The sequence below is a fragment of the Desulfuromonadaceae bacterium genome (assembly GCA_019429445.1).
Lineage (GTDB): Bacteria > Desulfobacterota > Desulfuromonadia > Desulfuromonadales > JAHYIW01 > JAHYIW01.
Map to the genome: position 1 here is coordinate 13,501 of JAHYIW010000017.1, position 11,739 is coordinate 25,239.

General features: G+C 53.9%; 13 protein-coding genes. 8 read left to right on the forward strand and 5 right to left on the reverse strand.

Features of this window, described 5'->3' with window-relative positions; genetic code table 11:
• Nucleotides 1-134 precede the first annotated feature (134 nt).
• The 3 genes from K0A93_08295 (at nucleotide 135) to K0A93_08305 (ending at nucleotide 2,084) form a co-directional block, all read left to right on the forward strand.
• Nucleotides 135-704, forward strand: coding sequence for a hypothetical protein (locus K0A93_08295; protein ID MBW6512099.1), 570 nt, complete (start codon nucleotides 135-137; stop codon nucleotides 702-704).
• Between the two features lie 50 nt (nucleotides 705-754).
• On the forward strand, nucleotides 755-1,486 hold the full coding sequence (gene fabG / locus K0A93_08300) for a 3-oxoacyl-ACP reductase FabG (protein MBW6512100.1): 732 nt from the start codon (nucleotides 755-757) through the stop codon (nucleotides 1,484-1,486).
• Between the two features lie 307 nt (nucleotides 1,487-1,793).
• Complete coding sequence (locus K0A93_08305; GenBank protein MBW6512101.1) at nucleotides 1,794-2,084, forward strand: hypothetical protein; 291 nt, start codon at nucleotides 1,794-1,796, stop codon at nucleotides 2,082-2,084.
• Nucleotides 2,085-2,134: 50 nt separating this feature from the next.
• Here the strand turns inward: K0A93_08305 and K0A93_08310 are convergent, their stop codons facing one another.
• Nucleotides 2,135-4,216 carry an adenylate/guanylate cyclase domain-containing protein gene (locus K0A93_08310; protein MBW6512102.1) on the reverse strand — a complete coding sequence of 694 codons (2,082 nt, stop codon included), beginning with the start codon at nucleotides 4,214-4,216 and terminating at the stop codon, nucleotides 2,135-2,137.
• A 194-nt stretch (nucleotides 4,217-4,410) separates the two neighbouring features.
• Here K0A93_08310 and K0A93_08315 point away from each other — a divergent pair, with 194 nt between their 5' ends.
• Nucleotides 4,411-5,085, forward strand: a complete 675-nt coding sequence (locus tag K0A93_08315; GenBank protein MBW6512103.1) for a L,D-transpeptidase — start codon at nucleotides 4,411-4,413, stop codon at nucleotides 5,083-5,085.
• 15 nt (nucleotides 5,086-5,100) lie between these two features.
• Here K0A93_08315 and K0A93_08320 read toward each other — a convergent pair whose 3' ends face one another.
• Nucleotides 5,101-5,946: an NAD(P)-dependent oxidoreductase gene (locus K0A93_08320; GenBank protein MBW6512104.1), complete on the reverse strand. Its 846-nt coding sequence runs from the start codon at nucleotides 5,944-5,946 to the stop codon at nucleotides 5,101-5,103.
• A gap of 151 nt (nucleotides 5,947-6,097) precedes the next feature.
• The gene (locus K0A93_08325) at nucleotides 6,098-6,322 is read right to left on the reverse strand and encodes a topoisomerase DNA-binding C4 zinc finger domain-containing protein (GenBank protein MBW6512105.1); all 225 of its coding nucleotides are present in this window, start codon (nucleotides 6,320-6,322) and stop codon (nucleotides 6,098-6,100) included.
• A 920-nt stretch (nucleotides 6,323-7,242) separates the two neighbouring features.
• Here K0A93_08325 and K0A93_08330 point away from each other — a divergent pair.
• From K0A93_08330 to K0A93_08340, 3 genes are all read left to right on the forward strand, one after another.
• Nucleotides 7,243-7,968 carry an outer membrane protein transport protein gene (locus K0A93_08330; protein MBW6512106.1) on the forward strand — a complete coding sequence of 242 codons (726 nt, stop codon included), beginning with the start codon at nucleotides 7,243-7,245 and terminating at the stop codon, nucleotides 7,966-7,968.
• A gap of 24 nt (nucleotides 7,969-7,992) precedes the next feature.
• A complete protein-coding gene (locus K0A93_08335; GenBank protein ID MBW6512107.1) occupies nucleotides 7,993-8,964 on the forward strand; it encodes an MBL fold metallo-hydrolase in 972 nt (323 codons plus the stop codon).
• A gap of 105 nt (nucleotides 8,965-9,069) precedes the next feature.
• A complete protein-coding gene (locus tag K0A93_08340) occupies nucleotides 9,070-9,531 on the forward strand; it encodes a ferritin family protein (protein ID MBW6512108.1) in 462 nt (153 codons plus the stop codon).
• Nucleotides 9,532-9,606: 75 nt separating this feature from the next.
• Here the strand turns inward: K0A93_08340 and ybaK are convergent, their stop codons facing one another.
• Both ybaK and K0A93_08350 read right to left on the reverse strand, forming a co-directional pair.
• A complete protein-coding gene (ybaK, locus tag K0A93_08345; GenBank protein ID MBW6512109.1) occupies nucleotides 9,607-10,092 on the reverse strand; it encodes a Cys-tRNA(Pro) deacylase in 486 nt (161 codons plus the stop codon).
• Between the two features lie 23 nt (nucleotides 10,093-10,115).
• Entirely contained in the window at nucleotides 10,116-10,892 is a 777-nt protein-coding gene (locus K0A93_08350; protein MBW6512110.1) for a rhomboid family intramembrane serine protease, read from the reverse strand.
• A 351-nt stretch (nucleotides 10,893-11,243) separates the two neighbouring features.
• Here K0A93_08350 and K0A93_08355 point away from each other — a divergent pair, with 351 nt between their 5' ends.
• Nucleotides 11,244-11,702 (forward strand): phosphate-starvation-inducible PsiE family protein, encoded by a 459-nt coding sequence (locus K0A93_08355; GenBank protein MBW6512111.1) that lies wholly within the window; start codon nucleotides 11,244-11,246, stop codon nucleotides 11,700-11,702.
• Nucleotides 11,703-11,739 lie beyond the last annotated feature (37 nt).

The window sequence follows — 11,739 nt, forward strand, 5'->3', positions numbered from 1 at the left end:
AATACCGCGTCGGCAATAAATTTGCCAACAGCAATTTGCGGGCAGGTATGACTTGAAATTCTGGTCACACGGGCTACATTTATGCGGGGAGCGATACAGACATTAACCGGATACATAAAAGTGGGAGTGTGGTGATGAAAAAAAATATCTGTCGATTTATCCTGTTTGGTCTCGTCATGCTGGTGGCCGTTCCGGTCGTTGCGGGTGAGATTGTCTACAACAAGTACAACCTGCACGTTTATGAACATACTGATCGTAACGGCACAGTTTACAAGGCGAACTACAGCGGCTTTGTCGACCCTCCGGCGGCGGCGAATCATTTTATCGTCCCCCCCGGCACCGCCATGACAGTTGGTAAGTGGCGCCAGGGGTTCACCCTGACCCGAAAAAAAGACGGAAGGGTGATTTACTATGAATTCAACTCGCGCAATATGAAGATATCACTTGATGAATATATTTCGCTGGTGACTTCAGCAAAGCCCGAAACGCTCAAGGGATTGAACAAGACCGATCAGAAGGGGATCAAATCCGGCAAGGCGTTGCCCGGAATGACTCGCAACGGCGTGCTGACCGCCCTCGGTTATCCGGCAAAACACAAAACACCGTCACTCGATGAGAAAAAATGGACCTACTGGCAGGATCGCTGGCGAACACTGGTGGTTGAGTTCGGTGGTGACGGCAAGGTTGCAAGGGTGATTGAATAGTATTATGATCCTTCCGGCTCACACTATTTGTAACGGGAGGACATGATCCGATGGAAGAAAACAAGGTCGCTCTGGTGACCGGTGCCAGCAAAGGGATCGGCGCAGCGATAGCGATAGAACTGGCAAACGAGGGGTACGATATCTGGCTTAATTATCGCAGTGACCATGGCGGAGCAGAACAGGTGGCTGACGAGATTGAAGCACTGGGGGGCCAGTGTACACTGGTGCCGTTCGATGTCGCTGACGGCAAGGCGGCGAAGACCGCGCTCGAACCGCTTCTGGACGAGGCGACACCGTTCGCTTTGATCAACAATGCCGGGTTCAACCAGGATATGCTGATGGTATGGATGGGGGACGCCGAATGGAACGGGGTCCTCGATGTCCATCTCGGCGGGTTTTTTAATGTGACCAAGCCGGTTTTAACTGAAATGCTCAAGAAAAAACGGGGCCGGATTATCAATATCGTCTCGACGTCGGGACAGACCGGCATGGCCGGGCAGGTCAATTATTCTGCGGCCAAGGCCGGGCTGATCGGTGCGACCCGTTCCCTGGCCGCTGAGGTTGCTAAACGCAAGGTGCTTGTCAATGCGGTGTCCCCCGGCTTTATTGAGACCGAGATGATCGCCAACCTGCCGAAAGACCAGATTATTCGCCATATTCCGCTCGGGCGTGTCGGCACTGCCGCCGAGGTCTCCGGAATGGTCGCCTTTCTCTGTTCTGATAAAGCCACCTACATTACCGGTCAGGTGATCTCGATTAATGGCGGAAGTTTTATGGGCTGAAGATCTGATGCACTCGCAAAAAAGAATGAGATGGCTAAGCAAAAATTTCGTCCTCCAAGGCTTGGTGGTTTTTCAGGGGCGAAGGCCTACATCAGGTAGGTCGAGGTCCTGAAAAATCAGCGTAACGACGTAGGGCGGACTTTTTGCGACGCCATCAAGATCTTTTCGAGTGACGGGGCTCTTGGTTGATCGCGCTTTTCCCTGCTGGTGGTATGCTGGTAGCAACCACCGTTTTCGACGCGCGCGAGTGGGGGCTGATTACTTCTGGTCAGGGATGGTTGACGCGTGAATTGAAAGGTTTCCAGCGATGGCATCAGTGAAGCGGTTCCTCATCTTTGCAGCTTTTGCCGGGTCGATCTGGTTTGTGCATTCAATCAACCCGACCTTCGACGATCATATGGACAGGATTCAACCGGAGGGCATGACTCAGCAGATAAATTGGGATGATCTGGTCTACACAGATCTGTTTTTTTTGTCGTTCACCAAGAGCAATCAGAAACAAACCATGGTCAGTTTTGGCTTATGCCGCTATGTGAACGTGGTGGATGATGAGTGGGCGCAGAGGAATGTGTTGCCGGAAGAGGATCCATTTCGGTAAACGTGCAAATTACCCTTTTCCGGTCAGAATATTTGTCTCTTCGCCGGTAGTTATTTTGTTTTCAGGGTATAAACCCCGTCCCAATCCCCATCCGGGGGGCGGGAGATAAACGCCTCACAACGTAATTTGAAGATTTCGGCAGGACGGTCACCGTCGCTTGCGAGGCGGGTAAAGGATGCCCCGGCAGCGTTGAAGTCGCGAGCAAAGTAACGGTCGAGGGCCTGGTTGAAGTGGTCGGCGATCGTCCGGTTTTCCGCACAATCGGCCATCACCTCATAAATCTCCACCGGGATATTCTTCCCTTTGACCCGTACCCGATCAAGCATTCGCAGCACAAAATCCCCGGTCAGTTTTTCTTTGGTAGCTGCGCTGATCACCACGCGCGAGTGGTAGGTTTTGCATAACCCCTCCAGCCGTGACGCGAGGTTGACGGCGTCGCCGATGGCGGTGTATTCAAATCGCGCTTTTGATCCCATATTGCCGACAATACATCTGCCGGTGTTGATTCCGACCCCGACATCAACCGGAGGGAAGCCCTGTTCCCTGAATCCGTGATTGATATCGGTCAGCGCGGCGACCAGTTCCAGTGCCGAGCGCACGGCCTGGTCAGCATGATCAGGAACATCCAGTGGAGCGTTGAAAAGCGCCATCATTGCATCGCCGATATATTTGTCAAGCAACCCCTTGTTGTGCATGATCACCTGTGTCATCGGATCGTGAATCTGGGTCAGCATCTTGACCAGCTCTGTCGGAGTAACCTGTTCCGACAATGAGGTAAAGCCGCGAATATCGGAGAAAAGGATGGAAATTTCGCGCTCCTCACCGCCGAGTTCCAGCTTGTCCGGATGGTTGATGATTTCGCCGACGACCTCCGGGGAAACATACGAAGTGAACGCGCGTTTCAGTTCTCCGGCGCGCACTTCGGTGCGCACAAAGGCGCTGATTTCGAGGACGACAATCAGCAGCAGGGCGGGGAAAAGAGCGTAAAATTCGCGCTGCCACAGATTGCCGATCAACAGTGACAGGTTGGAGATGATCAGCACGGCGCCAAGGAGGGTCGTGTAGAGCGCCAGTCGCACGGCGAGGGAGCGGTGCAGACTGACGGCGAGGGAGAGCAGCAGGGCGACAGCAATCAGTGCCGCGTCGCGTAGCGGCGAGTTATGCAGCATCTCGTTGTGCATCAGGTTTGACAACGCCACATAGTGCAGCCAGACTCCCGGAGTCACTGGATCGACCGGTGTCGGGCGCATGTCGAAGACGCCAATTTCAGTGACCCCGACCAGCACGATCTTGTTGCGGAAGAACTCCGGTTTGACCGTACCGTTGTAAACCTCCAGTGCCGGGATAAAAACACTCTGGTCAGGTCGGTAATAGTTGAGGCGGAAATAGTTGTCGCGCTGCAAGCTGATATCACCGAGGCCGAACTCGGCAACGCCGTGCCGATCGAGCACAATGCGTGCGGCCTGGTTGCGTTTAAAACGTAACAACTGCACTGCCAGAGGCGGGAAAACATATCCCTCGTGAATAAAAGCGAGGGGGTAGCGCCGGTAGAGTCCGTCCGGGTCCGGTTCGCTGTTGAAGTAGGCGGCGGTCAAAAAGGCATCGGAAATAACCGGGATGTTGATTTCTGCGTAGGGAAAATCCTTGATGCCGATGGTGCTGTCACGTACTTCCGGTTCGAGGTAGGCGTAATCCTGTAAAATATCGAGATCTGCCGCGTCGGTTCGCTTGCTGGCTTCGTTGCGAAAGAAGAAACCACCGACGATATTTTCGTTCCCGGCAATCTTTTCCGCGAGATACGCGTCGTGCGCTGCGTCGGTTGGTTCGGAGAAAACAATATCGAGCCCGACCAGATCAGCTTCTTGCAGCCTGGCAAGCAGATCACCGATCACGCGCCGATCCCAGGGCCAACGGCCGAGCTGGTTGACGCTGCGTTCATCGACGGTGACGATGACGATATCTTTGCTCCCCTCCGGTTCCTGTCCGATCATTCCCCGGACACCGAACTTGAGGTCTTCAAACTGGAGCGCGAATTTATTGACACCGTCAAAGTCGACAGCATAGAGCAGAAACGCCAGCAGGGCGACCACGACCAGACCCAGAACACGATAGTGGAAAAAGATGGTACGCATGACGCCTCCCGGACAGAACCCGATTTAAAGGATCAATCTTACCTGATCGATAACCGGTCGCCAAGGAAATCCTTTTCAAGTCGGAAGAAGGTGGGTAGAATAGCCCCGGCTAGGCGTTGTCGATGGCAGCTATTCCCTGTGATCTTGTAAGCTGTCATTCTGTTTGATCATGAAAGAGGCTTGTGACTTTAGCAATGAAATACAATCTTTTCGATCTGGGGGCGGGGCTGCTGGTTGGGCTGTTGTTGCTGCTGGTACTGAAAGGGGCATTTGAATTGCCGCCGCCCGCGCCGACTGGCCCGCCGGTCCCGCCGCTGAGCGCAGAGCCAACTGTAGAGCCGACCGTAGAGCCGACCGTAGAGCCGAGGCACGTTATCCCCTCCTCCGCAGCACCGTCGGCATTGATCAAAAACGCCCGGTTGCTGATCCGCAAGAAGGAGCGTCGTCTCGACCTCTTCGCCGGAGACGATTTGGTAAAAAGTTGTGCCATTGGCCTGGGGTTTGAGCCGACTGGCGATAAAAGAGAGCGCGGCGACGGGCGCACTCCGGAAGGGGTGTTTTACGTCTTCACGAAAAATCCCCAAAGTTCCTATTACCTGTCCCTGGGGATCAGTTATCCCGGCGGTGAAGATGCCGGGCGCGGTTTGGTGGCTGGTTTGATCGATTTCGATGAGTACGATGCCATTATCAAGGCGCAACACGAACGCCGTCCACCACCGATGAACACCAGACTTGGCGGGGAGATCTATATCCACGGGCACGGCAGTGGCAGCGACTGGACGCTCGGTTGTATCGCCCTCAATGATGACGATGTGCGGGAGCTGTTCGAAAAAGTTCCGCTCGGTGCGGAAGTGGTGATCGAACCTTAGAGATGATTCGTCCGGTCACAGTGAAATTCCTGGCGCCCCTTTCAGAAACAAGTCAGGCAACAACGGTTTTTCGGGATTGACCGCATAGCGAGCGAAATCAGTTACCCCCTCCTCACGCAGAACCTCTTCATCGATAAAGAAATTGCCGCTGCACTTCAAGCCGGGGCGAGTCAGAATTGCCTGGGCCGCATCGGCGACGATTTCCGGGGTGCGGCAGTTTTCCTTATTAACCAGATCGCCGAGCATGGCCAGTGCCGCAGTTACGATGACCGTGCGCGGCCACAACGCGTTGACGGCAATTCCGGATGGGCGAAATTCTTCGGCCATACCGAGAACACACATGCTCATGCCGTACTTGCTTATGGTGTAGGCACAGTGGTTTTGAAACCAGTGTGCCTCCATATTCAAGGGGGGCGACAGATTGAGGATGTGGGGATTGCGGCCGTTGCGCAAATGCGGCAGGCAGGCGCGGCTGCAAGCGAAGGTGCCGCGTACATTGACGTTGAACATCAGGTCAAATTTTTTCATCGCGGTTGCCGGTGTCGGGGTCAGGCTGATGGCACTGGCGTTATTGATCAGGATGTCGATTCCGCCGAAATGGCGCACTGCCGCCGCTACTGCCGCTTCAATCCGGTTTTCATCACGAATATCCAGGGCCAACGGCAGGGCCTTTCCACCCAACGCTTCGATCTCCTCGGCCACACTGTGGATGTTGCCCGGCAACTGCGGGTTGTCATCAATCGATTTGGCGGCAACTACAATGCACGCTTTTTCACGCGCTGCGCGCAGCGCGATAGCCCGCCCGATGCCGCGTGATGCGCCGGTAATAAAAAGGACCTTATCCTGCAGCGATTCAGCCATAGCAAGTCTCCCTCGGTTGATGTTTTTTCGAGTATAACAGAATGGCGCAAGGTTTTGGCTTCGTTCGTAATTCGCTGTTTTTTTAAGTGACCATGTTCATATTGTCAATGCAGTCAACACGGTCAATGAAGTCTCCAGACTCTGCGTTGTTCTATATCGCCTTCGTTCCCTTGCAGTCAGGGAAGGCGGAGCAGCCCCAGAAATCGCCTTTTGCCGACTTACGCTGTCGCATGGGCTTGCCGCACTGCGGGCACTTTGGTGATGGCCCGTTTTTTTGGTTTTCGCGCGCCGCTATGCGCTTGGTCATCAGCCGCTCGCTGAAACCGCCGGTTTCTTCAAAAGTTTTGCCTTGTGCTTCGATCTGACTCTTGAGCATGTTCAGTGCCCGTCCGATGATGATGAGCATGGCGTTGGCTACCACCACCGCGTCGTCGACATCGAGCCAGCGGGCGTATTTCCGGCGTTGTTCCAGAGCGTGCCGGGCCGATTCGTGGACCATGTTATCCTTGAAGGGCGCGTCATCGAGAGAGATGGCATTGATGGCTCTGGCCTCAGGATCATGAACCGACCACGGGAGCTGCCCGCGGTCGAGGATGAATATCTCGTAGTCGCCGCGCAGCTCGCTGAGACTCGCCCGCGCAACGTCGGTGAGCTTCATCTCGGTGTCCTTCGAGGTCGAGGAGCGTTCCGAGCCTTCGATGATATTTTGCCGACCACTGCGCGCGGCCTGAGTCATCTGGTCGTATTGCCGTCCCTTGGGATCGTAGAACCTGGTGTCCGCCTTGCGGTAGTCGAAGGTCAGAAAACGGCGGCAGAAGCGCAGTGTGTCGAGCTGCACGATTGTCGCCAGCGTGAAGGTGTGCAGCCGACGGAATCCTCCGTGTTTGTCAAACAGTTCAGGCATGCCGTGCTCCTTGTGCCGGGGACCGCATAGACCGCACTGACACCATTGTCAATCCGGTCATTCGAGTCAATAAAGTATCCTTCCCGCTCTCATCTCACAGCCCTCAAGACTGGTCAGTATAAAAGGTTTATTTTCGGCCCAATGCTGTATAAGACGCCGAAACGGATTTGCCGTGCCAAAACGCAAAACGCCGCACCGACTGTATTAAACAGTGGCTGCGGCGTCGTCAAATTATCCTCTGATCATCAATTGCATCACATCCCCCCCCCACCGGAAACAGAATTTAACGGAGTTTAATCCACCGCGTCTGTTCATTCAAGCTGAAACTGCCCTGGTGACTGAATAATTGCGAAGCTTTGTTGCGGGGGAGGTGTTTTTGTGACGAATTGAAAATGATGACGATCAATATCAACCCGTCAGCCTCCTGCAAATGCAACGATAACTTCAGCTTTGGTCTCGGTTTTAGCGCTCAGTATCTCGATGTGACGCTGTCTCAAAAATCTGTTCTCGCTCCTGGAGTCTCTTCTTTTACTGAAACGACTGGTGACTCCTGGGGATATGGTTGTAATTTTGGTGCCTTGTATGAATTTAATGACAATACCCGTATTGGGGCTTCTTACCGTTCAAGTGTTTTCCATTCCCTTAAAGGAGATATGGCTATTCGTCGCACTGGCACTTCAGTACCTGTGACCGCTAAAATCAAGCTACCCGCCAGTGCTCAGGCGAGTGTTTTTCATCCTATCAATAGCAAGGTTGACGTGATGGCTGATGTGATGTGGACCGATTGGAGCGTTTTTGAGGATTTGACTGTCAACACGCCTGCAGGCCAAAATGTTACGGATGAAAACTGGAAAGACAATATGCGCTACTCGCTCGGCGGGACTTATCACCACAGCGATGTACTCGCCTTTCGCGCCGGTGTCGCTTACGATGAAACACCGATTCCCGATGCGACCCGTACGCCGCGTATTCCCGGAGCGGACCGAACCTGGGTTGCGTTCGGTAGTGGCTATAAAACGGGGAACTGGAGCTTTGAGGCATTTGAGCCAGGTTTTTCTGCCCCCGACGGTTTTTGTCGGGGGCTTTTTTTTCTTGGTGGGTGGGGTGGGGTGTGGTAAGAATCCGGTCGGGAAAGGATACCCATGGCTGATCATCAACCGACCATCGAACGGATTACCCTGCCGACCCCCTATCTGGTCGGTCCGGTGCATGTTTATCTCATCCGCAGCAAAGAGTTTGAAATCCTGATCGATACCGGGCCACCGACCGATGCAGCGTGGACTGCACTGCACGCGGCGATTGATCCCTCTCGACTGGACGCGTTACTGCTGACTCACTGCCATCCCGATCATTATGGTCTGGCGGCGCGACTGGCGAATGACTACGCTATTCCGGTTTACTTGTCACGGCGTGACGCCGCGTTTTTCGGTCGTGAAAATGAATATCTTGACGGCATGCTGGCGCAGGCGGCATTGTTGGGCGTGCCGTCTGACGAACAGGGGCGGGTACGTGATGCCCTCGGTTCGGCGCGGCGGGGTATCGTACCGCCGCTGAATTTTTGTTTTATTGAAGAGGCGGGGGATGAGCTGGGGCGTTACGGGATCAGCGCGTTGCACTGCCCCGGACACTCGCAGGGGGATCATGTTTTTCTGGTCGGCAATCAGGCGATTGGCGGGGACGTGCTGATAGCGGGTGCCTTGCCGGTGCCGCTGCTGGACGTACGGGCAGAGGATTTTGGCCGCCGATTTGAAAATTACCCGGCCTGGTGCAAGGCCCTCGCGCGGCTCGGTCAACTTGGCGAGGTTACCTTGCTTCCGGCACACGGCGACGCAATCAGTGCGGTCGCTGCTGAAATCTGTGTCCTGATCACCCGGTTGCTTGATCGTGCCACAAGTCTGGCGCCGATGTTGAAAGGGCAAGATGATCTCTATGCACTTGGCTGTGCCTTGTATGCGCAGCGTTTTGAGCAGCCCTTTGTGCAGTACCTGAAACTTTCTGAACTGGTTTTCATGCGTGATCTGCTGATCGCTCCAACGTTGTTGCTGAATGCGCTCGATTCTGCCCGACTTGCGGGCCCTTTTCGTCAGCGCCTTGTCTCTTTGCCGCAGTTGTGACGGAGGCCATCGAACTTTTTATGATGGTGTCAAAAAGAGGGTTTTTTCGATTGTGAAAATATGTTACTGTCGCGCCATTAAATTATTTTCAAGGGAGAGCTTGAAATGACAAACATTGACTTGCAAGAGGCGATCAAAACGGCGATGCAGACCGAGAAAGACGCCATGGATTATTATCGACTCGCCGCCGAAAAGATGGATGACGAGCGTTGCAGTAAAACATTCAAAAGTCTGGCCAGGGATGAAGCACAACATGCGCGGTCTTTCTTCAACGTCTACTCCGGGAGAGATATTCCTTCTTTTGATGACTTCATTAACGGGCCGGTGAATGAAGACTCCATCTGGTTCGATGCATTGCGGCAGACCATGCTGGGTGATTTTGACGAGCGCAAAGCGCTGGAACTGGCCATTGAGCAGGAAGAGGCGCTGGAAAAAGAGTTGCTTGCGATGGCGGAAAAGATCGATAACCCGATCATCAAGGAAGTTTATCTCGCCAACGCGCATTCGACCCATCATCATCTGTTGGATGTTGAAGAAGATTACAAGGATTTGTTCGGTATGTCCTGATAGCCCTTTTGCCGTCACCATAAAAAACGCCGCTGACAGTTTCAGCGGCGTTTTTTTATCCTCACATGGAAAAAATCAGGAGATGGCGACAGCAACCAACTCCGGTTGCAATAACTCGCACACGGCGCGGGGATTGATTTCGACCAGCAAACCGCGTTTGCCGCCGTTGAGGTAAATGCGATCCAGCTCAAGGATTGTTCTTTCCAGATAGACCGGCATCTTTTTGCGGGTGGCAAAGGGGGAGGTGCCGCCGACCTGGTACCCGGAGTGGCGATCAGCGGTTTTCGGGTCGCACGGGCGGATCGATTTGACGCCGATCAAACGCGCCAATTCCTTGGTTGAAACCTCGCAATCACCGTGCATCAGGACAATCAGCGGTTGCCGCGCGTCATCTTCCATGATTAATGTTTTGATCACGTTGTGTTCAGCCACACCGAGTTGCCGTGCCGAGACCGCGGTTCCGCCTTTTTCTTCGTAGCTGTAGGGGCGCGGAATAAAGTCGACCTGCTGTTGGCGCAGCAGGCGGAGCGCAGGAGTTGCAGGGATTTTATCCTTGGCCATTGGCTGAACCTTTTCGGTAGAAGTTATCGAAACCACGTCAGGATGAGCAGTGCCAGACTGATGACAATGATCAATGTTGCGATGGTGGCGAGAAGCAGAAAGAGCGGAGCATATTTACGTCGAGCATGATAACCGAGCGGGATCAGCGCACCGAAGCCGACTCCGACCAGGGCTCCACCGGCATGCCCGGCATTGTCGGCGCCGACCACAAAGCCGAAAACAAAAGCGATAGCGGCCCATTTGAGCATCATGTCGCGGAGGGGATAACCACTTGGCCCGCTGCGATGATACCAGATTGCGGCACAGGCGATCAGTCCGAACAATGCCGCCGAAGCACCGACCACCGGAACCTGTGGATGCCATAAAAAATCGGCGGCGGTTCCGCCGCAAGCAGCAAGCAGGTAGAGGACCAGGTAGCGTGGCGGGCCGAGGTCGGCTTCGAGCAGTGGCCCGATCTGACGCAGCACCAGCATATTGAAGGCAAGGTGAATAATCCCGCCATGCGTGAACGCATAGGTAATGCAGCGCCACCATTCCTGCGCATTGATGACCAGTGGCCAATATTGTGCACCACTGTGAAGCAGTAAATAGGGGTCGGGATTGAGGATAGGCGAGAACCCCTGCCCGGCAAGCACCCCCTGCAAGACCATTGCGGTGAACAATATCAGATTTAAAACCAGCAGGCTGTTGGTTACCAGCGGCGGATCTTCGGGGCGCAACGGCGCACCATGGAGCAGGCTGTCGCGTAACCGTTCAAGATTAAATACTGAACGGCGGCGGCGATTGAAAGTAAAAGGCATCAGGACAGGTTTCCTCGATTAGAAAAGCAGTGCGGGGGGTTCGATTCCGACCAATTATTGCGCAAATTGATCAATTCAGCAAGCATGACGTAAAAATTGCGGCATAATGGCTGATAGAACCAAAAAGAAGGTTGAGGTTTTAAGCCTTACTATCAGATTAAATCAGATTGAATCCGCGGCAAAAAAAAGATTTTCAGGCTTTGTTTAGCCGCTGATGAAAGTCCGATAACATCTGTTGTGGCTGTTCAAAACTTGAAGTTTTTCTGAAGATTAGGCAAACTTGGTGCACTCGCAGTATGCTTTGCGTGTGCCCGGTAAGTAAACTTTCCCGCGTGGTGAAATGAGCGATCAATGATGAATTTGTCAAATGAACAGCCGGTCAGACGTCTCATCTTTGGTACCCGTGGTTATCACTGGTTTGAAAGGGTGGTTATCGCCGTATTAACCGTGCTGGTTTCGGTTTCGGTCGTACTGACTCTGGCCCAGTCCGCTGTGGCGCTCTATCAGGTGGTCATGTCGAACACGCACATGATCGATCATGACGCGTTCATTACGGTCTTCGGAACGTTTATGACCGTGCTGATTGCTCTGGAATTCAACCACACCGTACTCCCTGATATTACGGCGAAAGCACCGCTGGTCAAGGTTCGAGCAGTACTGCTGGTTGCTTTGCTGGCGTTGGCGAGAAAGGTTGTTCTGGTCGATTTCAAGCAGGTTCCATACACCTCGATGATTGGGCTGGCCGTGCTGATTATCGCTGTCGGCGTGGCGTATTGGGCGTTGCAGCCCGAAGACCGGAACAAGAATTAGCCGAACGCGGCCAGTGTGTTCGGCGGCCATTGCAGTA

Bases quoted from the DNA above. Each gene is read 5' to 3' on its own strand.
- K0A93_08295 (MBW6512099.1), top strand. From the start codon at position 135: ATGAAAAAAAATATCTGTCGATTTATCCTGTTTGGTCTCGTCATGCTG.
- fabG (MBW6512100.1), top strand. From the start codon at position 755: ATGGAAGAAAACAAGGTCGCTCTGGTGACCGGTGCCAGCAAAGGGATC.
- K0A93_08305 (MBW6512101.1), top strand. From the start codon at position 1,794: ATGGCATCAGTGAAGCGGTTCCTCATCTTTGCAGCTTTTGCCGGGTCG.
- K0A93_08310 (MBW6512102.1), bottom strand. From the start codon at position 4,216: ATGCGTACCATCTTTTTCCACTATCGTGTTCTGGGTCTGGTCGTGGTC.
- K0A93_08315 (MBW6512103.1), top strand. From the start codon at position 4,411: ATGAAATACAATCTTTTCGATCTGGGGGCGGGGCTGCTGGTTGGGCTG.
- K0A93_08320 (MBW6512104.1), bottom strand. From the start codon at position 5,946: ATGGCTGAATCGCTGCAGGATAAGGTCCTTTTTATTACCGGCGCATCA.
- K0A93_08325 (MBW6512105.1), bottom strand. From the start codon at position 6,322: ATGCTCAAGAGTCAGATCGAAGCACAAGGCAAAACTTTTGAAGAAACC.
- K0A93_08330 (MBW6512106.1), top strand. From the start codon at position 7,243: ATGATGACGATCAATATCAACCCGTCAGCCTCCTGCAAATGCAACGAT.
- K0A93_08335 (MBW6512107.1), top strand. From the start codon at position 7,993: ATGGCTGATCATCAACCGACCATCGAACGGATTACCCTGCCGACCCCC.
- K0A93_08340 (MBW6512108.1), top strand. From the start codon at position 9,070: ATGACAAACATTGACTTGCAAGAGGCGATCAAAACGGCGATGCAGACC.
- ybaK (MBW6512109.1), bottom strand. From the start codon at position 10,092: ATGGCCAAGGATAAAATCCCTGCAACTCCTGCGCTCCGCCTGCTGCGC.
- K0A93_08350 (MBW6512110.1), bottom strand. From the start codon at position 10,892: ATGCCTTTTACTTTCAATCGCCGCCGCCGTTCAGTATTTAATCTTGAA.
- K0A93_08355 (MBW6512111.1), top strand. From the start codon at position 11,244: ATGATGAATTTGTCAAATGAACAGCCGGTCAGACGTCTCATCTTTGGT.